The organism is uncultured Chitinophaga sp. (assembly GCF_902168175.1).
Taxonomy (GTDB): Bacteria; Bacteroidota; Bacteroidia; order Chitinophagales; family Chitinophagaceae; genus Chitinophaga.
Map to the genome: position 1 here is coordinate 102311 of NZ_CABHOU010000072.1, position 26660 is coordinate 128970.

Below are 26660 nucleotides of genomic sequence, written 5' to 3' on the forward strand. Positions count from 1 at the left end.
GATAATAACAACAGGATTTGATTCGTTAACAACCTTAAATCTATCAACTGTGGCGTACGAAAACAACAATCAACAGGAAAGAAACAATGATAGCATCTTTTCCAAGCGATTGAAAGCGGGTAAAAGAAGAACGTATTTTTTTGACGTTAAAACCACTCGTGGCAACGATTACTTTCTGACTATCACGGAAAGCAAGAAGCGCTTTAACGATAATGGTTATGACAGGCATAAAGTATTTCTCTACAAGGAAGACTTCAATAAGTTCCTTAACGCGCTGACCGAAACAATCAATTATGTAAAAACAGAATTGATGCCTGATTTCGATTTTGATGCTTACAACCATGATTATTCCAGAGAAGATGAAGATGGCGTAGAAACAGAAGTTAGCAATGTAACCGCTGAAGAAGTGGTAGCATCTGTTGAAGAAGCTGCTCCTGTTGCTGTTGCTGCCGAAGCTGCTTCAACTTCCGGCGATGATGTAGACAAATGGTAGTCCATTCCGTTTGTTAAGAAATAATTTTAAACCTTCGGACTATTCCGGAGGTTTTTTTATGCCCTTTTGGTTTTGTGTTGTTTGTACAATAAGTGATGTTCGGCCCCTGTTTGGATGAGGGATGCACTGCGGTTGAAGGGAGTGACACAACGGCGGCCTGATAGCACTACTGAAGCTTGTTCCAAAAGAAAAAGGCATGAAAATCAACGTTTCATGCCTTTTCTGTATTTTTTACATTAATTACTTTCGCATCGATTTGAAAGCGTTGATCAACCCATTTGTAGAAGAATCGTGGCTGCTCACGCTTTCGTTGCCGCCCAGCTCGGGCAGTATTTTATTAGCGAGCTGTTTGCCCAGTTCCACACCCCATTGATCAAAGGAATAGATGTTCCAGATAACGCCCTGTACGAAAATCTTATGCTCGTAAAGTGCGATCAAAGTACCCAGTGAACGTGGTGTAATTTCTTTTACCAGGAATGAGTTGGTTGGACGGTTGCCGCTGAATACCTTAAACGGCGTCAGTTCTGCGATCGCTGCATCGTCGAGTTTCGCTGCTTTCAGTTCGGCTTTTACCTCTTCGGCAGTTTTTCCGTTCATGAGTGCCTCCGTTTGTGCGAAGAAGTTACTCAGCAGTTTATTATGATGATCGCTCACCGGGTTGTGGCTGATAGCCGGAGCAATGAAGTCGCACGGTATCAGTTTGGTGCCCTGGTGTATCAGCTGGTAAAACGCATGCTGTCCGTTAGTACCGGGTTCGCCCCAAACGATAGGGCCGGTTTGGTAACTAACGGCCTTGCCTGAACGATCGACATACTTACCATTGCTCTCCATATTACCCTGCTGGAAGTACGCTGCAAACCGGTGCATGTACTGGTCGTAGGGGAGGATAGCCTCCGAATCGGCATCGAAGAAGTTGCCATACCACAAACCAACGAGGGCCATGATTACCGGAACATTTTGCTCAAATGCTGTTTTATGGAAATGCTCGTCGGCAGCAAATGCGCCTTCCAGCAAAGCTTTAAAATGATCGAAACCTACCGTCAGCGCAATAGAAAGGCCGATAGCGGACCACAACGAGTAGCGGCCGCCCACCCAATCCCAGAACCCGAACATATTATTAGCGTCGATCCCAAAAGCAGTAACAGCTTTTTCGTTGGTAGACAGCGCTGCGAAGTGTTTGGCTACGTGCGCCTCGTCTTTCGCATGCTCCAGGAACCACTCGCGCGCGGTATTGGCGTTGGTCATGGTTTCCTGCGTAGTGAAAGTTTTAGAGGCGATCAGGAACAAAGTTTCCTCCGGGCTCACCTTTTTAAGCGTTTCCACAATATGGGTACCATCTACGTTAGACACGAAGTAAGGCTGTATACCCGGCTTCCAGAAAGGTTTCAGGGCCTCGGTAACCATTACAGGGCCAAGGTCGGAACCACCAATCCCGATGTTCACGATGTAACGTATAGGCTTACCCGTGTAGCCCTTCCATTCGCCAGCGTGAACGCGGTTACAGAAAGACTCCATGCGGTTCAGTACTTCATGCACGTCTTTCATTACATCCACACCATCCAGCAAAACCGGTTTACCGGAGAAGTTACGGAGGGCAGTGTGTAATACAGCGCGGCCTTCGGTGGCGTTAATCTTTTCTGCATCAAACATGGCAGTGATGGCTTCAGGCACTTTACATTCCTTCGCCAGCGACTGCAGCAGTTGCAGGGTTTTATCGTTTATAATGTTCTTTGAATAGTCGAAAAGGATGTTTTCCAGCTGGAGGTGGTATTTCTCGAACCGCTGCTTATCGTCCGCAAACAGTTCACGCATGTGTACCTGCTTCATATCTGCCGCATGCGCTTGTAGCTCGGGCCATGCTTTTGTTTGTGTCAAATCGGTCTTTGGGAACATGTTACTTAATTTAGATGGTCTCAAATGTATCAATTTTATCCCTTAAACCCTTGTACCGATCACGGTTTTTCTTGAACGGAACAATTGGATAACAACACAAATGACGATAATCACCATACAGGCAGAGCATACGATAATAATGTTCTCGTTTTCGACACCTTCGGCCGCCGCCCGTTTAAGGTTGATGCCCGTAAAGGCCCAGAGGCTCACCAGGGCGTAGGGGAAGTTGTTACGAAGAAACAGCATCAGTATAGTTAATAAAGTAGCTATCCCGATCATGATGCAGGTCCAGGTAACGGGCGATACCCCGCCGCCGTCCCATCCGATATCTACCAGCAGCGCAGCGGTGTTGGCAATCGTAGCCACCGCTATCCAGCCCAGGTAAAGACTGAAAGGTATATGTACAAAAGCCCGCTCGCGCCTGCCAACGCCGGGCAGAAACATGCGGAAACGTTCGTGGATAACGATAAGACTAATGAGGATGACCAGCATAATGCCCAGCGAAAGCGGTACCTGTTCGTAATGCCAGGCAAATATCCAGCAGGTGTTGCCGATGCAGTTCAGCAGGAACCAGCCTTTCATGCGTGTCATAAAGCTGTGAAGCTCTTCAATGTGCCCGCGCGAAAAAGCCAGCCACAACTGGTAGATAGCAAACAGCAGCAGGCTGAAGTAAATCACACTCCATATTGAAAATGTAATACCGGCAGGCGTGAAGTAATTAGGGTAGAGGTTAGACAACTCGCCGGTGTTTTTGCCATTAATGGGCAGGATATTGGCCAGTGCGTTTACAACAATGACCACAATAAGGCCGATGAGGTTAAATGCTGCACGCTGACGATGCTGTGCCAGGTTAATATTAATACTCATAAGGGTGGTTTGATTTTCCTGGTAATGAACAAATATTGTTCCGGTTGAAAATAACAACGTAATGCGAAAGTTGTTATGGATGCGGTAAAAAAAGGTGTACCGGTCAATATACGTTAAGCAGGTGATAATTAAGGTTTATGGAGGGTTTGCCGCGATTGTCCATCTTACCCGGAGGACTCATTTATCTCAAATTTTCCCTACATTTGCGCCCTATGACAATCGAGCAACTTAAACATATGAGGGACCGTCTATACGTCCTGGGAGGTTTTCTTTGACGTCCAGGACCGTATAGCCAAAAATGAAAATGATAAGCAGCTAACGTTGGCCCCGGGATTCTGGGACGATAATGCCAGGGCAACGAGCATACTTAAAGGAATTAAGGTCAACAAGTTTTGGATAGACCTTTATGAAAGCGTACGTAACGCCGTGGAAGACAGCAGTGTACTGCTCGACTTTCAGAAAGAAGGCGAAGCCAGCGAGCAGGAAGTGGAAGAAGCTTACCGTAAAGCGTTAACGGCACTGGATGAACTGGAGTTTAAATCCACGTTGAACCAGCCCGAAGATGAGATGCCGGCAGTGCTTACGATCAACTCCGGCGCCGGTGGTACCGAGAGCCAGGATTGGGCCGAAATGTTACTGCGCATGTACCGCATGTATGGAGAAAAACAGGGCTGGAAAGTTTCTGAGATCGATGTACAGTATGGTGACGGCGCGGGCATTAAATCCGCTACCCTGGAATTTGATGGCGACTTCGCTTACGGCCTGTTAAAAGCCGAAAGTGGTGTACACCGCCTGGTGCGTATTTCACCTTTCGACTCCAACGCCCGCAGGCATACCTCGTTCGCTTCCGTATTTGTGTACCCGCTGGTAGACGATACGATTGAAGTAACTGTTAACCCTGCCGACATCGAATGGGAATTTTACCGTTCGGGTGGTAAAGGCGGACAGAACGTGAACAAGGTTGAAACTGCGGTACGTTTGAAACACATTCCCAGCGGCATTATTGTAGAATGCCAGCAGGCGAGAACACAGGGCGAGAACCGTGAAAAGGCGCTCACCATGTTAAAATCGCGCTTGTATGAGGAAGAGATCCGCAAACGTGAAGAACTGAAAAACGCTACCAACGCCAATAAACGCAAGATCGAATGGGGCTCCCAGATAAGGTCTTACGTATTCCATCCCTACAAAATGATTAAAGACCACCGCACCGACTATGAAGTAGGTAACGTGGGACCAGTGATGGACGGCGAGCTGGAAGGGTTTATAAAGGCTTACCTCATGTTACAGAAAGAGGAAGAACAGCAGTAACCATGTGAATGATTTTTCCAACCATTTAAAAATCGACACCAATGCATAATGCTTATTTTGACTTTGCAGCACCTGCAAACGAACCAGTGTTAAGCTATGCACCGGGATCACCGGAACGCGCAGCACTTAAAAAACAACTGGCAGCTTTTAAAGCCGAACAGGCCGACATCCCGATGTACATTAACGGGCAGGAAGTTCGTACCGGCAAGCTGGTTGACATTAACCCTCCGCATGAGCGTAAGCACAAGCTGGGGCACTTTCATGCAGGCGACGCTTCGCATGTAAACCAGGCTATCGACGCGGCCCTTGCTGCGAGAGAAGAATGGGCCAACACACCATGGGAACACCGTGCAGGTATATTCCTGAAAGCGGCAGAGCTGATGGCCACTAAGTACCGTTACCACATGAACGGCAGCACTATGCTGGGCCAGAGCAAAAACGCCTACCAGGCTGAAATTGACAGCGCCTGTGAGATCATCGATTTCCTGCGTTTCAACGTGCATTATCTTAGTAATATATACCGCCAGCAGCCTGTTAGCTCGCCCGGTGTGCATAACAGGCTGGAGTATCGTCCGCTCGAAGGATTTGTACTGGCCGTTACGCCTTTTAACTTCACCGCTATTGCTGCTAACCTGCCTACCTCTGCTGCCATGTGCGGCAACGTGGTGGTTTGGAAGCCAGCCAATACCCAGGTGTACTCCGCTAACATCATCATGAAAATCCTCATCGAAGCAGGTTTGCCTGCCGGTGTAATTAACCTGGTGTATGCAGACGGACCAACTATTGGTGACATCTGCTTTGGTCATCCCGACTTTGCTGGTATTCACTTCACCGGTTCTACCGGCGTGTTCCAGACAATGTGGAAGACCATCGGCAACAACATCCACAAATACAAAACCTACCCGCGCATTGTTGGCGAAACAGGTGGTAAAGACTTTGTGGTAGCCCATAAATCTGCTGATGTGGATGCTGTGGTAACTGCACTGGCCCGCGGCGCTTTCGAGTACCAGGGACAGAAATGCTCTGCCGCTTCCCGCGCTTACATTCCAAGCAACATTGCTGAGGAAGTGAAGAGCAAACTGGCCGCCGAGATCAAAACCATGAAACAGGGTTCCGTTGAGGACTTCTCTAATTTCGTGAACGCTGTAATCGACGAACGTTCTTTTGACAAGATCGCGCAGTACATCGATAACGCGAAGAAAGATCCGAAAGCAAAGATCATTGCGGGCGGTAATTATAATAAAGAAGAAGGTTACTTCATTGAGCCAACCGTGATCGAAACTACCGACCCTAAGTACATCACCATGTGCGAAGAGATTTTTGGCCCGGTGCTTACGCTGTATGTATATGAAGCCGATAAGTTCGAGGAGATACTGGCTATCGTAGACACTACTTCCGAATACGCACTTACAGGTGCTATACTGGCGCAGGACCGTTATGCGATTGAGTTTGCTACCCGCAAACTGGTTAACAGTGCGGGCAACTTCTATATCAACGATAAGCCGACCGGTGCGGTTGTTGGTCAGCAGCCATTTGGCGGCGCCCGCGCATCCGGTACGAACGATAAAGCCGGCTCTCAGCTGAACCTGTATCGTTGGTTAAGCGCCCGTACAGTGAAGGAAACGCTGGTATCTCCGACAGACTACAGGTATCCGTTCCTGAAAGAAAGCTAGTATTTACTAAAGGTTATACATGAAAAAGGTTGATGGTTTGCCCATCAACCTTTTTTAATTATGTACTTAGCTTTTATTACTACTATTAAGCCACCGTTGCGTCGCACTCTTCAGCAGCAGTAACTACATTTAACTATTCTTCTTAATCGCCTCCAGAGCCTCCGTCACATGTTTGGTAGCCTGTAACTGCGAGTTGAAGATATGCACGACTTTTCCGTCCTTATCAACAACATATGTAACCCTGCCCGTCATACCCAGCGATTTTGGTACGCCGAACTGCTTACGCACTTTGCCACCAACGTCGGCCAGCAATGTAAAAGGCAAGCGGTATTTCTCGGCAAACTGTTTGTGAGAAGCCACGTCATCACTGCTAATGCCGATTACTTTCGCACCTAAATCGCTAAAGGAAGTGAAGGAGTCGCGGAAGGAGCAGGCTTCTTTGGTACAGCCTGGTGTTTCATCTTTTGGATAGAAGTAGATGACCAGCGGGCCTTTACCTAGTTCATTTTTAACGTCAAAAGGTTGTCCGTTTTGGTCCTGTAGCTGAAACGCGGGCACGTTGTCGCCGGTTTTAAGCTGGCCTTCCGCCGGTCCGAAACCGAAGAACGATAAACTGATCATGGTTATCCAAAGCTTTTTCATGGTGAAAGTAATGACAGCTAAGTTAGGGTATATCCGGGTTACAGCCATAAGCTAAAAACAAAAGCCCGGTGGACAACCACCGGGCTTTCAAAATCAGAGAAGGAGAAATCTAGAATTAGAATTTCAAGTTGATACCGAACCTAAAGTTGTCCAGACCAAATTGATCACCGAACACACCGAAAGTGTTGCTGGTAGTTTTAACATCGCTGCCGTCTGCTTTGCCTGAAGTGTAATCGTAACCGATCAGGTTACCGAAAGAGGCCTGCAGAGAGATGTTGTCTTTAATGTGGAACAGGATACCTGGCTCATAGAAAGCACCGAAACCAGTTGTTTTGTACTCTGTTTCTGCGCCAGCAGCTTCAGTTTTGTCGCTACCGAAAGCGCCATAGATACCCAGGTCGCTGTAGATAGAGAATTTAGTCTGCCATAATGGAGTTTCCAGACGTACAAAAGGAGCAACGCTGAACTGAGTTGTTTTGTCTGTAGTTTCAGCACCAGCCAATGTGTTCTCATCTTTAGTACCCTGGTAACCCAGTTTAACACCGATAGCCAGTTTCTCTTTGATGTAATGACCGAAACGCAGGTCAACACCGTAACCGCTTGTTTCTTCGTTAGCAGCTTCGTCTTTAGAAGAAGAGAAGCCAGCAGATCCGCCGAGGAAATTAGTCTTCTTAGTCTGCGCGTTTGCGAATTGAGTCATAGCCAGCAGAAAAGCTCCTGCCATCATCATTTTGATCGTAATCTTTTTCATTTTCGTGTGATATGGTGAATAAATATGATGAGCAAAACTAATGTTTAGATTGATATGAACAAGCAAAAAAATAATTTTTTGTTAATATGTAATTCAATAAATTATCGCGCGCTCGATAACTTCTATCTTTAGTGAATAATGTTTATTTTTGAGCTCTAAAACGAAAACTTTTGAAGACCATTCTGAGCGATAAACAACAGGCCATCACCATAGACAGGCTTTGTCATCAGCTTATCGAAAATCATTTTCCCTTTGATAACTCTGTGTTGATAGGGCTTCAGCCAAGAGGCATATACCTGTCTGACAGGATTTATGATAACCTTAAAAAGTTGTTACCCGAAACGGATATCCGTTATGGCAAGATCGATATTACCTTTTACCGGGATGATTTTAGCCAGGGTAACACGATACATGTTCCCAACGAAACAAACATTGACTTCTCTATAGAAAATAAACGCGTGGTATTGATCGACGACGTTTTATATACAGGTCGTACCACCCGTTCGGCGCTGGACGCCATGCTTGATTTCGGCAGGCCATCGGCAGTGGAGCTGCTGGTGCTTATAGACCGCCGTTTTAGCAGAGAGTTGCCGATACAGGCAGATTATACCGGCCGTACGATCGATGCTTTTATTACGCAAAAGGTGAAGGTATTGTGGAAAGAGCGCGACGGGAAGGATGAGGTGGTGTTGGAAAACGACGCCCTTTAATTAGATTTTCAGATTATCAACTTTCGCCTTTATATTTGCAAATTAGAATGTCATTATCAGTAAAACATCTTCTCGGTATACGCGATCTGAAGCGTCAGGATATAGAAACTATTTTTCAAACTGCCGATCAATTCAAGGAAGTTTTACAACGGCCTATTAAGAAGGTCCCAACTCTGAGAGATACTACCATCGTCAACGTTTTCTTTGAAAATTCCACCCGCACCCGCATTTCTTTCGAACTGGCGGAAAAGCGTCTGGGTGCCGATGTAGTGAATTTCTCAGCTTCCGGTTCTTCTGTGTCCAAAGGTGAAACCCTGATCGACACCGTAAACAACATCCTGTCTATGAAGGTAGATATGGTGGTGATGCGGCACTCGGCAAGCGGCGCGCCGCACTTCCTGGCGAAACACATCGACGTACCTATTGTAAATGCTGGCGACGGCATCAATGAGCATCCTACACAGGCCCTGCTCGACGCATTCTCTATCCGCGAAAGGCTCGGTGGAGTAGAAGGGAAGAAGGTCGCCATCTGTGGCGATATCATGCACTCCCGCGTTGCCCTCTCTAACATTTACTGCCTCCGTAAGCTGGGCGCCGAAGTAACGGTAGTAGGCCCGCCTACGCTCATCCCCAAACACCTGGCGGCCGCATTGGACGTAAACGTTACGTACAACCTGCGCGAAGCCCTGGAATGGTGTGATGTGGCAAATGTGTTGCGTATTCAGCTGGAAAGACAAAATACGCCGCTGTTTAGTTCCCTGCGCGAGTACTCGCTGGTGTACGGGGTTAACAGGGCCTTGCTCGAAAGCCTGAATAAAGAGATTGTGATCATGCACCCCGGACCGATAAACAGGGGGGTAGAATTAAGTTCCGACGCAGCCGACAGCGGTCAGTCCATTATCCTGCAACAGGTGGAAAATGGCGTGGCCATACGCATGGCTGCCTTGTACCTCCTTTCAGGAAGGGGCGGAAAAAAACTCGAAGCCTAACAAAAGATTCGCCTTATAAAAAAAAAAGGAAAACGGATCAAGTCAACGCTGTAAAGTTGTTGGCTTGATCCGTTTTCCTTTAAATAAATCTTGTCAGGGGCTAATTAACTTCGTCCTCGTCGCCGCGTAAAGTACGCTCTATCCGATATTTGATATGCGCGCTGAAACCTTCCAGCTCAATATTTGGGCGCTCATCGAGGCAGATGCGAATTTTTCCTTCTTCTGTCATCAGAACATCTTCCATTGGCTCTAACAGAGCGAACAGAAGGCGTTTACCGCTTTCCGCCAACTGGTTTAATAGTCTGTCCTCCAGTTGAAAGAATTCCCGGTTTTTGTAAGAGTAGGTTACCTGTACCATAGTAGGTTTTTTTTCTCAATAGGATTTTATAGATCCATAAAAATAACAAAAAAAATAAATTGACAAAAATTTTGATTGGTTTTTTTTAAATATACGTAATATCCCTCCCTACACCAGCGGTCGCTGTTTCTCGGCTAATTATATTATTTTTAGCCCTCATCATTTAAACAGCTATGCATTCTAACTGGTTTAAACTAACCCGCAACGTACTGGTGGCGGCCTTCTTGTCAGCCTGCTGCACCTCCGCTTATGCCCAAATGCCCGGCAGCGACCTGAAATGGGCGAAGGACGGCGAATCTATTATCACCAATGATGGCGATGGATTATATATTGTTAATTTCCGCAATAAACAGCGGACTGCGCTATTATTGCAGTCAGCCCTTAAAAATACGGACGGAAAAGCGATCGAGATTGCCGACTTCAGCTTCTCCGCAGACGAGCAACAGGCGCTTATTTTTACCAATACCCGGAAAGTATGGCGTTATCGCACCCGCGGCGATTACTGGTCTTATAACGTAGCTACCAAAAAGCTTCGCCAGCTTGGCAAAGGCCTGGCCTCCTCATCGCTGATGTTTGCCAAACTTTCGCCCGACGGCAAAAAGGCGGCTTACGTGAGCGATCATAACATATACGTAGAAGATCTTGCCACAAATGTTATTCAACCGTTAACAAAGGATGGCACCCGAAGGTTCATTAACGGTACATTTGACTGGGCCTATGAAGAAGAATTTGGCTGCCGCGACGGTTTCCGCTGGAGCCCGGATAGCCGCTCCATCGCTTTCTGGCAGATAGACGCTACGAAGATCCGCGACTTCTTCATGATCAATAATACGGACTCTATATATTCTTTTACCGTGCCGGTAGAGTACCCTAAAGCCGGTCAGGCCCCTTCGGCCTGCCGTGTGGGGGTGATAGACATCAATACTAAAAAGACGACCTGGATGCAGGTACCCGGCAATGCGCAACAGCATTACATTCCGCGTATGGAATGGCTGCCCGGTAAAAATGAGCTCATTATCCAGCAGCTGGACCGTAAGCAGCAGGAAGGTAAGATCATGATTTGCCAGGCCGCTACGGGCAAAACCCAAACCATCTGGCAGGAAAAGGATAACGCCTGGCTGGACGTGAAAAGCCGCTGGGACGATGATAAGATAGCAGGTTGGGATTGGCTTAACGGCGGCAAATCGTTTGTTTGGGTAAGCGAAAAGGACGGATGGCGTCATCTTTACAGCATTTCGGCTGATGGAAAGAATGAGAAACTTATTACCCCGGGCAACTATGATGTGATCAAAATCTGCCGTATCGACGAAAAGAACAATGCGGTATACATCCTGGCGTCGCCAGATAATGCCACGCAGCAATACCTTTATAAAATAAAACTCGATGGTACGGGTACACCTGAACGTTTAACGGCCGCCGACCAGCCAGGTAAACATGAATACCAGGTTTCCCCCAATGGCGTATGGGCTTATCATACTTACCAAAGCCACACGGTACAGTATGTAGCTGAATTGCAGAACCTTAGCGACAAAACTGCCGAACGTGTACCCAGCGCAGCACCACCAGCCTGGCGTAATGCAGATAAACTCTCTTTTTTCCAGGTAACTACCGCCGATGGTGTTACAATGGACGGCTGGATGCTGAAACCAAAGAACTTCGACTCTACAAAAAAATACCCTGTTGTATTTTATGTATATGGAGAGCCAGCCGGTACGACCGTAACGGATTCTTATGGTTCGGGCCGGAACCACCTGTACGCAGGTGATATGTCCGACGACGGGTATATTTATATATCACTCGATAACCGTGGCACTCCCGCCCCTAAAGGCCGCGAATGGCGCAAAAGTATTTACCGCAAGGTAGGTATCCTCAACTCCCGCGACCAGGCCATGGGTGCAAAAGAAATTATGAAGTGGAAGTTCGTTGACCCAAGCCGCATAGCCGTATGGGGCTGGAGTGGCGGTGGTTCCATGACGCTGAACCTGATGTTCCAGTATCCGGAAATATACAGCACTGGTATTGCTATCGCCGCAGTAGGCAACCAGCTTACTTATGACAACATCTACCAGGAGCGCTACATGGGCATCCCGCAGGAAAACGGCGAAGACTTCGTAAAAGGCTCGCCCATTACCTACGCTAAAAACCTGAAAGGCCACCTGCTGTATGTACATGGCACCGGCGATGATAACGTACATTACCAGAATGCCGAAATGCTGATCAACGAATTGATTCGCCACGGCAAACAGTTCCAGATGATGGCTTATCCAAACCGTACGCATAGTATTAATGAGGGCGAGGGTACGAGTGCGCATTTGTCGCAGTTGTATACCAACTTTTTGAAACAGAACTGCCCTCCGGGCGGCAAATAATTATTTTGGGACGGAAGAGCAATCACAAGCGCGCAAATCCGGTTTTTGATTCTGCCGAACAGCCACGACGTTGGCTGAATGAGGTCGTATTGACGGTAGTTTTTTTAGCGGGCTTAGGACTAATTGCTTGGTCTATGTACCTGACCGAAAGTACTATGGTGCCAATCAAAGTAACGGTATTGGCATGGGGATTAACAGGGCTGGTCATGACGATAGTGTTGAGAAAAGCCTTTATGCTTTATTTTCCTGTAGTATTCCTGTTTTTCCAGCTAGTTTTCAATACGGTAGTTTTTGGAGGTCTGGTGATCGCATTATTGCTGTCTGCGAATTATTATCTGGCGCCGGTGGCCACCAGTGTTGTTACCGAACGAATCGTTTCAAGCGGCATTACAAAGAGCCGTCGGGGAAGTGCCCGGCCTTTTGTGAAGATCAATTATGTGGGCATTGAAAAGCGGATAAAGTGCGATCGCGGAACGAATCTTAAAGGATATCATAAAGTAAAGCTGACGATTTCCAAAGGCTTCCTCGGCTACGACATCATCCGCCACTGGGAACTAGCCACCGAGTAATCATCATGATTATCATCATATTAAGGAAGACAGCTGGCAATTTCGCGCCAACTGTCTTCCTTATCTTATATCTTTGCAGCCTCTGAACAAGTAGCAGATTATGTCTAAACTAAAGATTGCAGGAATACTGGCGGCTATTGTAATAATTATCAGCGCTTTTATGCCCTGGCTTACCATTGAAAGCAAACAACTGGTGTTTACCGGCCTAGATACGAAAGGGTCTTCTTTCGGAGAGCCGGGTGTATTAAATATTGGGATGTCCGTTATCTGCATCATCTTCTTTCTTATACCTCAAAGGTGGGCAACACTGGCTAACCTGTTTTCCGCTACCTTCCTGGTTGCCTGGACTTTCCGCAACCTGCTTATCTTTTCACGCTGTGAAATGGGCGAATGCCCCCACCGCGAAACAGGTTTATTCCTTTCGCTGGCAGGGGCTATTGTAGTATTTCTTTGTGTAGTGTTGCAGAAGCAGCCTGCGAAGAAGGCCTAACGTAAAGCCCAGGCTACAGACATAATGTAAACGCCGAGTATGATCGCACCGCCTACCAATACGTAGCGGATGGCCATCGGGATGGGGCGTTGCTTTGTCATACGTGCTTTCAGGTAAGCAAATACCAATAAAGACAGCATGCTGATGGTTAACGAGGCCTTTGCCGCTTCTTCGAAGTTTTCGTTCATGAAGAAGGGGAGCAGGGGTAACGCTGAGCCCAGTATAAAGAAGATGCCCGTAAACAGCGCACTGCGAAACGCGCTCGGGGCGTGGTAATGCACTTCTTTCACGGCTTCTTTTTCCAACATTTCTTCCCATTTCTTCTGGTCGCTGGCCATTTCTTCACCGATTTGAGTGATCATGTGGTCGGCAATGTTCAGCTTTTTGAGCTTTTGCGCTTCCTCGGGTGACAGCAAACCACCATCGTGATCGGCATTGCCCCGGTTGGCGAAAAAGGCAGTTGTCATCAGTAACACCGTAACTGCAGCAATAATAATAAAGTGGATGTAGTAGAAGTCCTGAACACTCAGGCCCTTATCGCACAGCAGTTGAGTGCTGAAAAGGATCACCAGTAAGCCGTCGGGGAATCCCATCAGGAAGTCGGTTCTCCAGCCTGTGCTGCGGATAGCTTTTTCTTGTTTCGTCATTCGGTTAGTCTAATATTTCGAGGCTGCGTGCAATGATTTTCACGCAATCCTGCACTTGTGAAGCATTGATAATAAGCGGCGGCGCAAAGCGGATCTTATCGCCATGCGTAGGTTTAGCCAGCAGGCCGTTTTCCTGTAGCGAGAGGCAAAGTTCCCAGGCAGCATCCGGATTAGCGTGTTTGATAACGATGGCGTTCAGTAACCCTTTTCCGCGTACCAGGGAGATATGTGGAGACATGAGGTCCTGCAGGCCATGGCGAAGCATATCGCCCATTAGCGCAGAATTCTCCGCCATCTTTTCATCTTTTAAAACCTGTAATGCCACCATAGCCACTTTGCAGGCAAGCGGGTTGCCACCATAGGTAGAGCCATGTTCGCCTGGTTTAATGGTTAGCATCACTTCATCATCCGCAAGGACAGCTGCAATAGGCAGGGTACCGCCCGACAGTGCTTTGCCGAGAATGAGTACATCGGGGCGAACCTGTTCGTGGTCGCAGGCCAGCATTGCACCCGTACGGGCCAAGCCAGTCTGGATTTCATCCGCCAACAGCAAAATATGAGCATCCGTGCAATATTGGCGCACTTTGCCGAGGTAACCTTCATCCGGCACCACCACACCGGCTTCGCCCTGGATAGGCTCTACCAGGAAACCACATACGTTTTTATCCTGCAGGGCCCTTTCGAGCGCGGGCAGGTCGTTGTACGGAATGATCTCGTAGCCCGGCATAAATGGTCCGAAACTATTACGGGCAGTAGGGTCGGTGCTAAAAGAAATAACATTTAAGGTACGGCCATGGAAATTATTAGCGCAGATAATGATCTTCGCCTGGTTTTCGGGAATGCCCTTCACCATATAACCCCAGCGGCGGCAGAGTTTGATCGCGGTTTCCACAGCCTCTACGCCCGTATTCATTGGCAATACTTTATCGTACCCGAAATAAGTAGTAATGTATTGGGCATACTCACCCAACAAATCGCTGTGAAAAGCGCGGGAGGTGAGCGTAAGCTTTTGCGCCTGTTCCACCAGTGCGTTTATAATCTTAGGATGGCAATGGCCCTGGTTTACAGCCGAATAACCGGAGAGGAAGTCGTAGTAACGCTTTCCATCCACATCCCATAAAAAAACGCCCTCGCCGCGCTCCAGCACCACCGGTAAAGGATGATAATTGTGCGCGCCGTACTGTTCTTCTAACTTTAAATAGCGTTGTGTTCTTTCGCTGATCGTAAATCCAGGTACCATGCTTCAAAATTAACGATTGTAAACAGAAAAGCTACGATTTGCCCAGCAACCTGTTTACAACTGCGATGTAATCCTGCATGGCGGCGGTTTTATCTTTTCCTTTCAGTCCTTCCCAGGCCTCATATTTAGCACGGGCCACGAAATCGAAGGGGTTGGCAGGGGGATCGATGTTAACATCACCTTCTGTAGCTTGTTTGTAGAGAGAATAGATTTGCAGCAGCGTATCATTGTCGGGCTTTTCGGTGAGCGTTTTGCTGGCGGCCACTGCTGCTTCGAATTGTTCGGTGAGTTCCATATCGTTTTTTTATGATAAAAGTAGCCAAATGGGGGCAAATAGCAAGATGGCCTGCATTTAATAATAACAAAATTTGAATACCTTTGCGCTTTGAACGAGGCTGTTTATAGAAGATGTAAGGATGCGTAATCTGGGCCGCCTCACTGACAAAACTTTATGAAGAATATCCGTAATTTTTGCATTATTGCACATATCGACCATGGAAAAAGCACCCTGGCCGACCGTTTACTGGAGCACACAAAGACCATTTCTAAACGTGACATGCAGGCGCAGGTACTGGACGATATGGACCTGGAACGCGAAAAAGGCATCACTATCAAGAGCCACGCTATCCAGATGAACTATGTGATGGGCAACGAAAAATATGTTTTTAACCTGATCGATACTCCCGGCCACGTAGACTTCAGCTATGAAGTATCCCGCGCACTGGCAGCCTGTGAAGGCGCATTGTTACTGGTAGATGCCGCCCAGGGCATCCAGGCACAAACCATCTCTAACCTTTACCTCGCACTCGATAACGACCTGGAGATCATACCTGTTATCAACAAAATTGATATGGAAGGTGCTATGATCCCCGAAGTAAAGGACCAGATCATGGAACTGATCGGTTGTAAAGAAGAAGACATCCTGCTGGCATCCGGCAAAACCGGTATCGGCATCGAAGAAATATTAGAAGCGATCGTAGCACGTATACCTGCACCTAAAGGAGACCCTGAGGCTCCGCTGCAGGCATTGCTGTTCGATAGCGTATTCAACTCCTTCCGCGGTATTATCGCATACTTCCGTGTATTTAACGGGGTAATTAAGAAGGGAGATAAAATTAAGTTCGTAAACACCGACCAGGAGTATGAAGCCGACGAAGTGGGCATTCTGAAACTCGGTTTGGAGCAAAGGTCTGAAGTATCTACCGGCGACGTAGGTTACATTATTACCGGTATCAAAAACGCCAAAGAGGTAAAAGTGGGTGATACCATTACCCACGTGGCGAACCCAGGTATCGGTATTAATGGCTTCGAAGAGGTGAAACCAATGGTATTTGCGGGTATTTTCCCTGTAGTGACCGACGATTTTGAGGAGCTGCGCGAATGTATGGAGAAACTGCAGCTCAACGATGCTTCCCTCACCTTCGAAACTGAAACTTCCCAGGCACTTGGCTTTGGTTTCCGTTGCGGCTTCCTTGGTATGCTGCATATGGAAATTATACAGGAGAGGCTGGAAAGGGAGTTCAACCAAACAGTGATCACAACCGTGCCGAACGTAAGCTTCATTGCTTACGACTCAAAAGGGAACAAGTCGATCGTGAACAACCCTTCCGAGATGCCCGACCCTACCAAGCTGGCCAAAATCGAGGAACCTTTTATCCGGGCACAGATCATTAGTTTGCCTGAGTACATCGGCAACATTATGACCCTTTGCCTTGGTAAACGTGGGTTACTCATCAACCAAAGCTACCTTACCACCACCCGTGTGGAATTGATATTCGAATTACCGCTGGCAGAAATCGTGTTCGACTTCTACGACAAGCTGAAGTCTAATACCCGCGGTTATGCCTCCTTCGATTATCAGCCGATCGACTACCGCGAATCGGATATTGCTAAGATGGACATCCTGCTTAACGCAGAGAAGGTGGATGCACTTAGCGCTCTTATCCACCGCAGCCGTGCTAACGACTTTGGCCGCAAACTGGTATCTAAACTGAAAGAATTGCTGCCCCGTCAGCAGTTCATGATCGCGATACAGGCTGCTATTGGCGCCAAAATCGTAGCCAGGGAAACCATCAGTGCGATGCGTAAAGACGTGACAGCCAAGTGTTATGGTGGTGACATCTCCCGTAAACGTAAATTGCTGGAGAAACAGAAAGAAGGTAAAAAGAGGATGCGCCAGATCGGTAGCGTAGAGGTGCCGCAGGAAGCGTTCCTCGCCGTACTTAAACTAGACGATTAATACATTAATATATTATCTCTCCCATCATGAAAACAGTGGTTTCATGGAGCGGGGGTAAAGACAGTTGTTTTGCAATGATGCAAAGTATCGCAGCAGGCCTAAAGCCTGCTGTGCTGCTTAATATCATGAACGAAAACGGGGAGATCTCCCGTTCGCACGCTTTGCCCCGCAGCATCCTTCACCAGCAGGCGGCCGCTCTCGGTTTGCCCATGGTCAATATTCCTTCGTCGTGGCAGGAGTACGAAAAGCACTTCGTAAATGCCCTGCACCAGGTAAAAAGTGATTATGGCGTATCAGGTGCCGTTTTCGGCGATATCGACCTGCAGGCGCACCGCGATTGGGAAGAAATGGTGTGCGGTAAGGCCGGTTTGCAGGCTATACTTCCGCTATGGTTGCAGGACCGCAGGCAACTGGTACTTCAAATGCTCGGCTGCGGCATTTCTACTATGATCGTTTCCTGTAATACCGCTATGGGCCCCGATTTCCTGGGGCGTGTTATGAACATACAGTTGGTAAATGAGCTGGAAGACATGGGAGTCGATGTGTGTGGGGAGAATGGTGAGTTCCATACCGTGGTTGTGAATTGCCCCTTGTTCAATAAACCGCTGGACTTACCAGCATATACGAAGGTGCAACATGAGCAGTACCACTTTTTAAAGTGGGAGCAGGTTTAACGATGTTCTTTAAGCGGCTCTGGCCGCTTTTTTTATGTCCTGATGAGAAAAGGCGATCGCAGCCATTGGGTTATGGAGTAACCAGGGGCTGGATGGTTCAGTGATGGTTCGGTGATGGTTCAGTGATGGTTGGGTACTGGGATTTAATTGACTTTCATGTGCTAAAATCGGTTTACACCCGGTTGAGATAATCCGATTAAGGCTTTACACCTCCTTCTTAGACCCTTCGTAAAAACACGCTGAAATATGAGCAACTTAAGGGCTTTTACGGAGGATGTACAAACGATCTTAGTTAGATGCCGAAGGCAGGGTCTTCCAGCAGAAGGCAAAATGCGTGCAGTTCAGGCAGCTTTGGCTGCATTTTTCACGTCGTTAATGAAGTAAATTATTGACTGTCATTCTATTATGGAATATGTAGAGCGTGGATGGTTTAGTGGTAGTCGGGTAGGGGCATCGATTAAGCCAGGACAGGTGTATACACCGCCACCTATAAAAAAACATCCCCCGCAGTGCGGTACTGCGGGGGATGTACTATTTAAAACAAACCTTGTTAAGCGAGTTGTTTTTGTTCCTCCGTACGGGCAAACACCGGTTTCAGCAGGTGATAAGCTGCAAACAGGAATGCGCTGTAAAACACATTACTCATGATACCATTGAGGAAAAAGTTGCCGAACACGTCATTGCGGTAAAACGGAATGGCTGCAGCATAACATTGTACTAATCCTGCGAAGCTCTTAGGGTACAGGTCCTGGAAAGCCCATGTTCCAAAGTTGGAAATGGCGAAGTACAGGAGACCAGTGCCTATAGCCGCCAGGAAGATGGTGACAGCGTTGGGCTTTTTGATTTGGGTGCCTAACCAGGTAATCAGGATAAATGCGCCGTAGTTAACCGCCATACTGATACCGTAGAAGCCCTGGATGTTGGTAAACAACTCAAAAAAGAGGTCGCTGAGCAGCAGGGAGGCCAGGGGCACGATATAAGCAAGGCGCTTGTCTTTAATAACAATACCGGCGAACAGGGCGCTGGCGCCAATCGCGGTAAAGTTATAAATTGCCATCTGGTTGGTTAACAGGCGGCCAAGTGCGCTTATAAAGATCAGGCCTGCGATCAGTAATAAGTGTGAAATGTTTTCTTTCTTCATGTAAAAGATTAATGCTACGCCACAAATTTAGGTAAAAAAGTTAAGCTGGAATCGCTGCTTTAAAGATAAGGCTTGATGCAGAAGCCGTTATACTATAGGATTCACCGAAACTTACGAACGCGCACTGGCCTTTAGCCAACGCCAGTGTATCAGAACCCTTTACAGTGGCTGCTCCGTTCATAATGATCAGTATTTCCGGCGCTTGGCTAACGTGCTTATAAGTTTCGCCAGCGGCCAGTAGAATACGGCTCACCTGGAAATCCGGGGCGGGCGAGGGGTAAATAACCTCTGCCTTATCGGCTGCGGGTACACCATTGATGATTTTGGGATGTACCGCTTCAAAACGCGTGTGTTTCAACAGTTCGGGTACATCTATGTGTTTAGGTGTCAGGCCGCCACGCAATACATTATCCGAGTTTGCCATCAGTTCCACGTTTTGTCCTTCGAGGTAAGCGTGGGGAATACCGGCGTCCTGGAAAACGGCATCGCCTTCCTGTGTTTGTACTATATTAAAGAAGTAGATAGAGAAAATGCCGCGGTCGAGGCGATCGAAGCCGGCAGGATCATTGGCCACAGCGCGGCCCGTCCAGAAGGCGGGATCTGATTTGGCAAGGGTGCCTGCATTGTAACCTTCCAGTGCTTTTTCAGCCAGTGGACGTAACATGGCGTTCACTTCGTCCTGCGGTAATTCCATCACCTTTTTATAAAGACCGAAATAACCTTCTTTTTCGAAGATGGGGCCAAGTGACGAGAAGGCAGGTATGTTTGTCAACACCGCTTTCAGTTTATCTTCCGGTAAAAAGCCATGCAGCAGCCAGAACTCACCCAGCGCCACCATGATTTCCGGCTTGTGATTAGCGTCTTTATAATTGCGGTTAGCGGCATTTAAAGGAATACCCGCTTCGTTCTCACGCGCAAAACCTTTTTCCGCTTCCACTTTTGTTGGGTGTACCTGGATAGACAACATATCTTTTACATCCAGTATTTTAAACAGGTAAGGCAGTTCGCCAAAACGCGCCTGCGCCTTTTCCCCTAATACCGAAGCCGGATCAGCAGCCACGAGTTTGTCGAGCGTTACATCGCCTTCGCCGGTAACAATAGCAGAGGGGGCACTAACGTGTGCGCCCATCCAGTATTCCGCGCTGGGCTGCCCGTTAGGCGTAATGTTCAGTAATTGAGGGATATAGTCGTATCCGCCCCAGGCATAATTTTGTACCTTTCCTTTTAATAAAAACAGCTTTTTGTTATTCACGCCTGTCAAATTTTTCCGGGTTATTAAGGCTGTAAAAATAGAAAAATAGCATGGGTTCTCATCATGAACTTGGTAAAAAAGGCGAACAGATAGCAGCTGAGTTCCTGCGCGGGCAGGGCCACATCGTGTTGCATATGAACTGGCGTTATGGAAAAAAGGAGATAGATATAATCTCCCGGGAGCACAACATTATCATCTTTACCGAAGTTAAAACACGTAGCAGCAGTGCCTTCGGCTGGCCGGAAGAGGCAGTGCATGCGAAGAAGCAGGCATTATTGGAAGATGCAGCATCTTATTACCTGGAGCAGGTTTCGCCGGAAATGCAAGATATTCGCTTCGATATCATAGCTATAAATTTTCATATATCAGGGCAGTATGAACTGAAACACCTCAAAGACGTATTTTCTTGATGGGGCTGTTATAATTTGATTTACAATCTTTTAACACTCCTTAACATCCGTTTAACAAGGAATGCCATGTGAAAAAATTGTAATTATAAAATACCGCCATACATTTGTGCTGTTATCGTTAATCAATCCTCTGCAAGAACCTTCGAACTGATCGAATTCAGTATCATAACCCAAAAAAGGTTCTTATGACAATCTGGAATATATTCATCATCGCAATGCACGCCATAGGTGCTTCTGAAACTTTACCTGTTGGTGAAGGAGTAGTACCGGAGGTTATCGCAGTGCAGCAACTGGAAGCACCGAAAGGCGCTATCAGGTTGCAGTTGAGGAATATTGATCGGCAGGAAGGTTTAGCACAGGTAACAGTTTTCGATGAGTCGTATACACCACTGAGAATGATACCCGTGGCGCTTGATGGACAGGAAAGTTTGCACACGATCGTATTGCAGACCCTTGATAAAAAGACCGCGTGTTATTTCCAGGTAACTTCAGGAAACCAAACGTCAGCAATAACTGAAATTAAATAGAATACACTTACGCTGCGTTAGAATTTACGTTAATACAGTACAACGCCCCAGAGGCCGCATGTACGGAGCTTTCGAGAGTCATTTTACGTTTTTGTTGGAATTTAGCCGTTTAGATTGTTTAACTATTTATTCATCAATTGGATTGATGCGGGCTTTTTTTTCTCGCATTAATCACCGGCCGGGTTTTAAAAAGATAAAATCGAATAACCGTCGGGCCGTGACCCCTTTAAAAATTAAATTTATGAACACATTTGTTACTTATTTTTTCTTGATTGTTGGTGCTATTTGGATATACAGATTGTTGTCCTATTTCTACGGAAACGACACAACGAAGACGTCTAAAAGTTATAAAGTAAAGCGTTACTAATACTTTTTTAACGAACGCCACAGTAGTGCTGAAAGCTTCTCCCGGTAAGCGTATCGGGCTAGGTTGACTCACCAGCAAAGGCCTGTCTTTTCATTTTTGGTATATAGTTTGAATCGTTGTAGTAAGAACCGAAAGTTCACCGTCTAAGCAGTAGTGTGAATTTTCCACTAGGTCAAAGTATTATTTATATTCATGTAACGCTGGTGTATGGCCGGCACGCTTATACGCCAGCGTTCATGAAAATCATGTGAATGTTTTTTTCTTCTGCATCCTCCCCAAAAGATTTTTTAAATACAAGGCTATATATTTAGAAAGATGATCCGGCAATCGTGAGATTGCCGGATTTTTTTATGGAACATCATTGCCGTTAAAGTGACAGAGTGGGGCTTGCCCAATAAAGAAAAAGCCGCCGAAGGGAGTGACACAACGGCGGCTGATTGATGTTATGAAGCTGGTTTAAAAAATACCAGTATAGTTATATGGAGTAATGGCCTTCAGCTCTTTCTTTAACGCTGCGCTGATCTTAAGTCCGTCGATGAATTTGGCGATGAGCTTTTGATCGATCGCTTCGCCGCCGCGGGTCAGTTCCTTCAGTGCTTCGTATGGAGAAGGATAGTTTTCGCGACGCAGTACGGTTTGAATAGCTTCCGCTACCACCGCCCAGTTAGCGTCCAGGTCGGCCTTCAGTTTAGCTTCGTTCAATATCAGTTTGCCCAAACCTTTTTCCAACGATTTAAACGCCAGTACGGTATGCCCGAAAGGCACGCCAATATTGCGTAACACGGTAGAATCGGTAAGGTCGCGCTGCAAACGTGAAATAGGTAATTTCGCGCTCAGGTGTTCGAATATCGCGTTGGCCATACCGAAGTTTCCTTCTGCATTTTCGAAATCGATGGGGTTTACTTTATGCGGCATAGCCGATGAACCCACTTCGTTTTTCTTGATCTTCTGCTTAAAGTAATCCATCGAAATGTACGTCCACACATCGCGTGCAAAGTCGATCAGAATATTGTTGATGCGTTTTAACGTATCAAATTGTGCAGCGATATTGTCGTAGTGTTCGATTTGCGTGGTTACCTGCATACGTTGCAGTCCCAGTGTTTCGTTCACGAACTTATTGCTGAATTTTTCCCAGTTAATTTTTGGGAAAGCAATGTGATGCGCGTTAAAGTTCCCGGTAGCACCGCCAAATTTAGCAGCAAAAGGAATTTCACCCAGTAGTTTCACCTGGCCTTCCAATCTTTCCACGAACACCTGGATTTCTTTACCCAGTTTTGTGGGAGAGGCGGGTTGACCGTGTGTACGGGCCAGCATGGGAATGTTTTTCCAGTCGCCGGCTATCTTTTTAAGATGCAGGATCAGATTAGACAAAGCAGGCAGGTATACGTGCTCCACCGCCTCTTTCCAGAGCAGGGGAGTAGCGGTATTATTCACGTCCTGCGAAGTAAGGCCAAAGTGTACCCACTCCAGTTTGTCTTCGAGGCCGAGGTTTTTGAACTCATTTTTCAGGAAATACTCCACCGCTTTCACGTCGTGGTTAGTAATTTTCTCTGTATCCTTAATGAGTTGGGCGTTTTCTACCGTAAACGACTGGTAAATATTACGCAAAGCGGTAGCTTTTCCTTTCGGGAGCGTAAACAATTTCTGGCCGGCCAGGGCAATGAAGTATTCCACTTCCACCAGTACACGGTACCGGATCAGTGCAAATTCAGAAAAATAAGGGGCCAGTTCTTCCAATTGTCCCCTGTAACGCCCGTCTATAGGGGAAATAGCTGTTAAGGCTTGTAATTGCATAATAGATTTATTCCGGTTTGGTCCGATGCCCGTTTTCAATAAACAAAGGTATTTGAAAGCCGGGAACGGTAATTTAGTTATTTTTGCGGCCTCAAAATTACAGAAATTGGAACGGAAAGTAAAAGTTGCGGCAGTAAGTTATCTGAATACGAAGCCATTATTATTTGGCTTCAGGGATCATGAAGTGATGAAATCGACGGAGTTGACGCTCGACTATCCGGCTAAGATTGCCCGCCAGCTTATAGATGGTGAGGTTGATATGGCTTTGGTACCCGTGGCAATTATTCCTAAGATGAAGGAATATCATCTTATTTCTGATTATTGTATTGGCGCCGATGGAGAGGTGGCTTCGGTATGTTTATTCAGCGAAGTGCCCTTACATGATATAAAACGTATATACCTCGACTACCAAAGCCGCACCTCTGTGGCATTACTGAAAGTGCTGGTATTACATCACTGGAAACTGAATGTGGAGTTCGTGGAAACCACGGGCGACTACCAGGACCAGATAAAAGGTACCGATGCAGGGCTTGTGATAGGCGACAGGGCTTTGGAACAACGCCTGATATCACCGTACATTTACGACCTGGCGCAAGCATGGACGCATTTTACGAGCCTGCCGTTCGTATTCGCCACCTGGATCAGTAACAAACCTTTGCCGGTAGAGTACATCCAGCAGTTTAACCATGCCAACAGCATCGGGCTTAACAATTTACCCGCAGTGGTGGCCGAAAACAGGTATCCTACTTACGATCTTACATTGTACTATACAAAGAACATCAGTTATCCCTTTACGCCTTCGAAAAGGCAGGGCATGCAACGGTTTTTAAGTTATCTGCACTAAATAATGGTCCCGGCCCCGCGCCGGGATTTTTTATGCCTTTAAGTTGCGAGTGTAAAATTTCGTAAATTCCAGTTAAATCCTGTGAATATGAAAGTTGGCATTTTAGGCTCCGGCGTTGTTGGTCGTACGCTGGCAGACGGACTTTCCCGTATAGGTTACCACGTTATGATAGGCACCCGCGACATTCAGAAAGAGGAACTGCAGGTTTGGCTGGAAACAAACAGGGAGTACCACAAACTGGGTTCTTTTAAGGAAGCCACGATATTCGGCGACCTCATTGTGCTTTGTACACAATGGACCGGCACTAAAAACGTGATTGAGCAGGCGGGCATCTGGAATTTCAAAAACAAGGTGGTGGTAGATGTTACCAATCCGATGGATGGCAAAGGTCCCGATGAAAACGGGCGACTTCACTTCGCGCTGACCAATAATGGTTCTGCGGGCGAACAGGTGCAGGCCTGGCTGCCCGACTCGCATGTGGTGAAAGCATTAAACTGTGTGGGTAATATCCACATGGTACAACCGCAGCTGGAAGAAGGCCAGCCTACAATGTTTATTGCAGGTAACGATGATTTAGCCAAAAAAGCGGTAAATGAAATTTTAATAAAACTCGGCTGGAAAGACGTGTTGGATATGGGAGGCATAGAAATTTCGCGGGATATAGAAGCCTTGTGTATATTGTGGTATGCTTACGGGTTCCGTACGGGCAGCTGGACACATGCCTTTAAGCTGTTGAAGAAATAAAAAAGCCTCCGTGTGGAGGCTTCTGTGTTAATTTACTTTTTTTATGTTGATGTAAAAGTTCTTATCTACTTCAAACTTCGCAGCATCTTTAAACCCAAGCTTCAGGGTTTTCCATTGTTGTGTAGGATAAATGAAACTATACCTACCCTCGCTCAGCGTTACTTTCAGCGGCATATCAAAGCCTTTTACTTCTGATACCCATCGATAGCTAAGCACACCATTTACAACCTTATATTCAAATACCGGGATGGTAATCGTACGCAGGTATTGATCGTATACTTTAGACAGGTTACGCCCCACTTTAAGATTGATGTATTTCTCTATCTGTGCAGTGGTAACCGTGCTGTGATAAAAAGTTTTATTAAGCCCCCGCAGTAACTGGCGGAAAGCTTCGTCGTTATTCATGATCTGGCGAATAGTGTGTATCATGTTAGACGCCTTGTAATACATATCGCCGCTACCCTCGCTATTTACACCATAGTGGCCGATAACAGGAATATCGTTCGCCACATTCCTGCGGATGCCCTGGCTATATTCGTTACCAGCCTGTACGCCATCTATACACTGCGTGAAAATAGTTTCCGAGTAGTTTGTAAAACCCTCGTGTACCCACATATCCGCAATATCTTTCGCAGTGATGTTATTGCCGAACCATTCGTGCCCCGTTTCATGGATGATGAGAAAGTCCCACTTCATACCCCAGCCACTGCCAGACAGGTCGCGGCCCATGTAGCCCATCTGATATTTGTTCCCGTAGGCTACTGCGCTCTGATGTTCCATGCCCAGGTGCGGTGTTTCTACCAGCTTGTAACTGTCCTCGTAAAAAGGGTAGGGGCCAAACCAGTGTTCGAAGCATTTCATCATTGGTTTTACTACTTCGAAGTGTTTCTTTGCTTTTTCTACGTTGTAGTCCAGCACCCAGAAGCTCATATCCAGCTTGCCTTTTTCACCATTAAATACATCTTTAAATTCCGTGTAATGGCCGATGTTCAGCGCCACATCATAATTATTGATAGGGTTATTGACGAACCAGTTGAAAGTGGTAGTGCCGTTACCATTATTCTTTTTGCTGCGCAAACGGCCGTTAGATACGTTGGTAAGTCCGGTGGGAACAGTGACCGTAATGCTCGTACTGTCAGCCTCCTCGCTCTGATGATCTTTATTCGGCCACCATACACTGGCGCCAAGCCCCTGGCAGGCTGTGGCTATCCAGGCACGGCCGAGAGAGTCTTTGCTCCACTGAAAACCGCCGTCCCAGGGCGCTCTTACCGCTGCGCGCGGTTTGCCGTGAAAGTAAACCGTAAGCTGCTGCACCTTGCCCGGCTGTTGCAAGGCCCGTATGTTTACATGAAAAGCGTTGCCTTCGCGGGTATAAGAAAGGCTTTTGCCCAACTGGACTATACTGTCGATAACCATAGGTTCCTGCAGATCGATCTGCAGTATTGTATTAGCTTTTAACACCCGGTAGTGAATCGTATTTTTTCCTGAGATAGAGCTGTCGGATGGATTTACCTGTACGTTCAGGTCGTAATGCGTTACATCCCACCAGTTGCGCTCGGCATTAAGCGTTCCGCGTAAAGTGTCCTGCCTTGTAAATTTTTGCGTTTGCCCGTATACGGACAGCATTGCCACTAAACCAACCATGATCAAAACTGCACTTCGCATGTTC

General features: G+C 46.9%; 26 protein-coding genes. 14 read left to right on the forward strand and 12 right to left on the reverse strand.

All coding sequences use genetic code 11. The features are described 5' to 3' along the window. Positions 1 to 49: 49 nt before the first annotated feature. Positions 50 to 493 (forward strand): DUF3276 family protein, encoded by a 444-nt coding sequence (locus QZT80_RS15415; RefSeq protein WP_295123686.1) that lies wholly within the window; start codon positions 50 to 52, stop codon positions 491 to 493. Between the two features lie 240 nt (positions 494 to 733). Here QZT80_RS15415 and pgi read toward each other — a convergent pair whose 3' ends face one another. Together pgi and QZT80_RS15425 are read right to left on the reverse strand one after the other, a co-directional pair. Continuing rightward, positions 734 to 2386, reverse strand: coding sequence for a glucose-6-phosphate isomerase (pgi, locus tag QZT80_RS15420; RefSeq protein ID WP_295123689.1), 1653 nt, complete (start codon positions 2384 to 2386; stop codon positions 734 to 736). A 42-nt stretch (positions 2387 to 2428) separates the two neighbouring features. Next, positions 2429 to 3253, reverse strand: coding sequence for a hypothetical protein (locus tag QZT80_RS15425; protein WP_295123692.1), 825 nt, complete (start codon positions 3251 to 3253; stop codon positions 2429 to 2431). A 212-nt stretch (positions 3254 to 3465) separates the two neighbouring features. On the opposite strand from QZT80_RS15425, the gene prfB reads away from it, so the two are divergent. Both prfB and pruA read left to right on the forward strand, forming a co-directional pair. After that, positions 3466 to 4561, forward strand: a protein-coding gene (gene prfB / locus QZT80_RS15430) for a peptide chain release factor 2 (RefSeq protein WP_295123695.1) whose coding sequence is annotated in 2 segments (ribosomal slippage) — positions 3466 to 3525 and positions 3527 to 4561 — 1095 coding nt in all. Because the reading frame shifts where the segments join, the coding sequence is not laid out codon by codon here. A 41-nt stretch (positions 4562 to 4602) separates the two neighbouring features. Further along, positions 4603 to 6234 (forward strand): L-glutamate gamma-semialdehyde dehydrogenase, encoded by a 1632-nt coding sequence (gene pruA / locus QZT80_RS15435; protein ID WP_295123698.1) that lies wholly within the window; start codon positions 4603 to 4605, stop codon positions 6232 to 6234. A 129-nt stretch (positions 6235 to 6363) separates the two neighbouring features. On the opposite strand, the gene QZT80_RS15440 is transcribed toward pruA, so the two are convergent. Together QZT80_RS15440 and QZT80_RS15445 are read right to left on the reverse strand one after the other, a co-directional pair. Continuing rightward, positions 6364 to 6876, reverse strand: coding sequence for a peroxiredoxin (locus tag QZT80_RS15440; protein WP_295123701.1), 513 nt, complete (start codon positions 6874 to 6876; stop codon positions 6364 to 6366). Positions 6877 to 6991: 115 nt separating this feature from the next. Continuing rightward, positions 6992 to 7627: an outer membrane beta-barrel protein gene (locus QZT80_RS15445; protein ID WP_295123704.1), complete on the reverse strand. Its 636-nt coding sequence runs from the start codon at positions 7625 to 7627 to the stop codon at positions 6992 to 6994. 170 nt (positions 7628 to 7797) lie between these two features. Here QZT80_RS15445 and pyrR point away from each other — a divergent pair, with 170 nt between their 5' ends. After that, the gene (gene pyrR, locus QZT80_RS15450; RefSeq protein WP_295123707.1) at positions 7798 to 8337 is read left to right on the forward strand and encodes a bifunctional pyr operon transcriptional regulator/uracil phosphoribosyltransferase PyrR; all 540 of its coding nucleotides are present in this window, start codon (positions 7798 to 7800) and stop codon (positions 8335 to 8337) included. 47 nt (positions 8338 to 8384) lie between these two features. Continuing rightward, positions 8385 to 9326: an aspartate carbamoyltransferase catalytic subunit gene (locus QZT80_RS15455; protein ID WP_295123709.1), complete on the forward strand. Its 942-nt coding sequence runs from the start codon at positions 8385 to 8387 to the stop codon at positions 9324 to 9326. Between the two features lie 100 nt (positions 9327 to 9426). Here QZT80_RS15455 and QZT80_RS15460 read toward each other — a convergent pair whose 3' ends face one another. Continuing rightward, positions 9427 to 9684 (reverse strand): hypothetical protein, encoded by a 258-nt coding sequence (locus QZT80_RS15460; RefSeq protein ID WP_295123712.1) that lies wholly within the window; start codon positions 9682 to 9684, stop codon positions 9427 to 9429. Between the two features lie 173 nt (positions 9685 to 9857). Between QZT80_RS15460 and QZT80_RS15465 the strand changes: the two genes are divergently transcribed. From QZT80_RS15465 to QZT80_RS15475, 3 genes are all read left to right on the forward strand, one after another. Further along, positions 9858 to 12053, forward strand: coding sequence for a S9 family peptidase (locus tag QZT80_RS15465; protein WP_295123715.1), 2196 nt, complete (start codon positions 9858 to 9860; stop codon positions 12051 to 12053). 134 nt (positions 12054 to 12187) lie between these two features. Next, entirely contained in the window at positions 12188 to 12622 is a 435-nt protein-coding gene (locus tag QZT80_RS15470) for a hypothetical protein (RefSeq protein WP_295123718.1), read from the forward strand. A 100-nt stretch (positions 12623 to 12722) separates the two neighbouring features. Next, on the forward strand, positions 12723 to 13112 hold the full coding sequence (locus QZT80_RS15475) for a hypothetical protein (RefSeq protein ID WP_295123719.1): 390 nt from the start codon (positions 12723 to 12725) through the stop codon (positions 13110 to 13112). On the opposite strand, the gene QZT80_RS15480 is transcribed toward QZT80_RS15475, so the two are convergent. The 3 genes from QZT80_RS15480 to QZT80_RS15490 are packed head-to-tail and all read right to left on the reverse strand — an operon-like array spanning position 13109 to position 15294. Continuing rightward, positions 13109 to 13759 (reverse strand): VIT1/CCC1 transporter family protein, encoded by a 651-nt coding sequence (locus QZT80_RS15480; protein ID WP_295123721.1) that lies wholly within the window; start codon positions 13757 to 13759, stop codon positions 13109 to 13111. The two genes, QZT80_RS15475 and QZT80_RS15480, sit on opposite strands and share 4 nt — an antisense overlap. Before the next feature lie 4 nt (positions 13760 to 13763). Next, positions 13764 to 14999: an ornithine--oxo-acid transaminase gene (gene rocD, locus QZT80_RS15485; RefSeq protein ID WP_295123724.1), complete on the reverse strand. Its 1236-nt coding sequence runs from the start codon at positions 14997 to 14999 to the stop codon at positions 13764 to 13766. 31 nt (positions 15000 to 15030) lie between these two features. Further along, positions 15031 to 15294, reverse strand: a complete 264-nt coding sequence (locus QZT80_RS15490) for an acyl-CoA-binding protein (RefSeq protein ID WP_295123727.1) — start codon at positions 15292 to 15294, stop codon at positions 15031 to 15033. Positions 15295 to 15450: 156 nt separating this feature from the next. Here QZT80_RS15490 and lepA point away from each other — a divergent pair, with 156 nt between their 5' ends. Together lepA and QZT80_RS15500 are read left to right on the forward strand one after the other, a co-directional pair. Next, complete coding sequence (gene lepA / locus QZT80_RS15495) at positions 15451 to 17238, forward strand: translation elongation factor 4 (protein WP_295123730.1); 1788 nt, start codon at positions 15451 to 15453, stop codon at positions 17236 to 17238. 26 nt (positions 17239 to 17264) lie between these two features. Beyond that, positions 17265 to 17912 (forward strand): diphthine--ammonia ligase, encoded by a 648-nt coding sequence (locus QZT80_RS15500; RefSeq protein WP_295123733.1) that lies wholly within the window; start codon positions 17265 to 17267, stop codon positions 17910 to 17912. Between the two features lie 550 nt (positions 17913 to 18462). Here QZT80_RS15500 and QZT80_RS15505 read toward each other — a convergent pair. After that, complete coding sequence (locus QZT80_RS15505) at positions 18463 to 19053, reverse strand: DUF6580 family putative transport protein (protein WP_295123736.1); 591 nt, start codon at positions 19051 to 19053, stop codon at positions 18463 to 18465. Between the two features lie 40 nt (positions 19054 to 19093). Then, a complete protein-coding gene (manA, locus tag QZT80_RS15510; RefSeq protein WP_295123739.1) occupies positions 19094 to 20305 on the reverse strand; it encodes a mannose-6-phosphate isomerase, class I in 1212 nt (403 codons plus the stop codon). A gap of 50 nt (positions 20306 to 20355) precedes the next feature. Between manA and QZT80_RS15515 the strand changes: the two genes are divergently transcribed. Together QZT80_RS15515 and QZT80_RS15520 are read left to right on the forward strand one after the other, a co-directional pair. After that, positions 20356 to 20715, forward strand: coding sequence for a YraN family protein (locus tag QZT80_RS15515; protein ID WP_295123743.1), 360 nt, complete (start codon positions 20356 to 20358; stop codon positions 20713 to 20715). Between the two features lie 185 nt (positions 20716 to 20900). After that, entirely contained in the window at positions 20901 to 21242 is a 342-nt protein-coding gene (locus QZT80_RS15520) for a hypothetical protein (RefSeq protein WP_295123746.1), read from the forward strand. An 823-nt stretch (positions 21243 to 22065) separates the two neighbouring features. On the opposite strand, the gene purB is transcribed toward QZT80_RS15520, so the two are convergent. Then, positions 22066 to 23403: an adenylosuccinate lyase gene (purB, locus tag QZT80_RS15525; RefSeq protein ID WP_295123748.1), complete on the reverse strand. Its 1338-nt coding sequence runs from the start codon at positions 23401 to 23403 to the stop codon at positions 22066 to 22068. 106 nt (positions 23404 to 23509) lie between these two features. Here purB and QZT80_RS15530 point away from each other — a divergent pair, with 106 nt between their 5' ends. Both QZT80_RS15530 and QZT80_RS15535 read left to right on the forward strand, forming a co-directional pair. Next, the gene (locus QZT80_RS15530) at positions 23510 to 24247 is read left to right on the forward strand and encodes a menaquinone biosynthetic enzyme MqnA/MqnD family protein (protein WP_295123751.1); all 738 of its coding nucleotides are present in this window, start codon (positions 23510 to 23512) and stop codon (positions 24245 to 24247) included. Between the two features lie 87 nt (positions 24248 to 24334). After that, positions 24335 to 24991: an NAD(P)-binding domain-containing protein gene (locus QZT80_RS15535; RefSeq protein WP_295123755.1), complete on the forward strand. Its 657-nt coding sequence runs from the start codon at positions 24335 to 24337 to the stop codon at positions 24989 to 24991. 27 nt (positions 24992 to 25018) lie between these two features. On the opposite strand, the gene QZT80_RS15540 is transcribed toward QZT80_RS15535, so the two are convergent. Continuing rightward, the gene (locus QZT80_RS15540) at positions 25019 to 26656 is read right to left on the reverse strand and encodes a M1 family metallopeptidase (protein ID WP_295123758.1); all 1638 of its coding nucleotides are present in this window, start codon (positions 26654 to 26656) and stop codon (positions 25019 to 25021) included. Positions 26657 to 26660: the final 4 nt, after the last annotated feature.

Coding starts and splice junctions, on each gene's coding strand:
- purB (WP_295123748.1), bottom strand. CDS start 23,403: ATGCAATTACAAGCCTTAACAGCTATTTCCCCTATAGACGGGCGTTAC.
- QZT80_RS15455 (WP_295123709.1), top strand. CDS start 8,385: ATGTCATTATCAGTAAAACATCTTCTCGGTATACGCGATCTGAAGCGT.
- QZT80_RS15515 (WP_295123743.1), top strand. CDS start 20,356: ATGGGTTCTCATCATGAACTTGGTAAAAAAGGCGAACAGATAGCAGCT.
- QZT80_RS15480 (WP_295123721.1), bottom strand. CDS start 13,759: ATGACGAAACAAGAAAAAGCTATCCGCAGCACAGGCTGGAGAACCGAC.
- QZT80_RS15465 (WP_295123715.1), top strand. CDS start 9,858: ATGCATTCTAACTGGTTTAAACTAACCCGCAACGTACTGGTGGCGGCC.
- pruA (WP_295123698.1), top strand. CDS start 4,603: ATGCATAATGCTTATTTTGACTTTGCAGCACCTGCAAACGAACCAGTG.
- rocD (WP_295123724.1), bottom strand. CDS start 14,999: ATGGTACCTGGATTTACGATCAGCGAAAGAACACAACGCTATTTAAAG.
- QZT80_RS15540 (WP_295123758.1), bottom strand. CDS start 26,656: ATGCGAAGTGCAGTTTTGATCATGGTTGGTTTAGTGGCAATGCTGTCC.
- QZT80_RS15440 (WP_295123701.1), bottom strand. CDS start 6,876: ATGAAAAAGCTTTGGATAACCATGATCAGTTTATCGTTCTTCGGTTTC.
- QZT80_RS15425 (WP_295123692.1), bottom strand. CDS start 3,253: ATGAGTATTAATATTAACCTGGCACAGCATCGTCAGCGTGCAGCATTT.
- QZT80_RS15475 (WP_295123719.1), top strand. CDS start 12,723: ATGTCTAAACTAAAGATTGCAGGAATACTGGCGGCTATTGTAATAATT.
- QZT80_RS15470 (WP_295123718.1), top strand. CDS start 12,188: ATGTACCTGACCGAAAGTACTATGGTGCCAATCAAAGTAACGGTATTG.
- QZT80_RS15520 (WP_295123746.1), top strand. CDS start 20,901: ATGACAATCTGGAATATATTCATCATCGCAATGCACGCCATAGGTGCT.
- lepA (WP_295123730.1), top strand. CDS start 15,451: ATGAAGAATATCCGTAATTTTTGCATTATTGCACATATCGACCATGGA.
- QZT80_RS15535 (WP_295123755.1), top strand. CDS start 24,335: ATGAAAGTTGGCATTTTAGGCTCCGGCGTTGTTGGTCGTACGCTGGCA.
- pgi (WP_295123689.1), bottom strand. CDS start 2,386: ATGTTCCCAAAGACCGATTTGACACAAACAAAAGCATGGCCCGAGCTA.
- QZT80_RS15500 (WP_295123733.1), top strand. CDS start 17,265: ATGAAAACAGTGGTTTCATGGAGCGGGGGTAAAGACAGTTGTTTTGCA.
- QZT80_RS15460 (WP_295123712.1), bottom strand. CDS start 9,684: ATGGTACAGGTAACCTACTCTTACAAAAACCGGGAATTCTTTCAACTG.
- QZT80_RS15490 (WP_295123727.1), bottom strand. CDS start 15,294: ATGGAACTCACCGAACAATTCGAAGCAGCAGTGGCCGCCAGCAAAACG.
- QZT80_RS15505 (WP_295123736.1), bottom strand. CDS start 19,053: ATGAAGAAAGAAAACATTTCACACTTATTACTGATCGCAGGCCTGATC.
- QZT80_RS15445 (WP_295123704.1), bottom strand. CDS start 7,627: ATGAAAAAGATTACGATCAAAATGATGATGGCAGGAGCTTTTCTGCTG.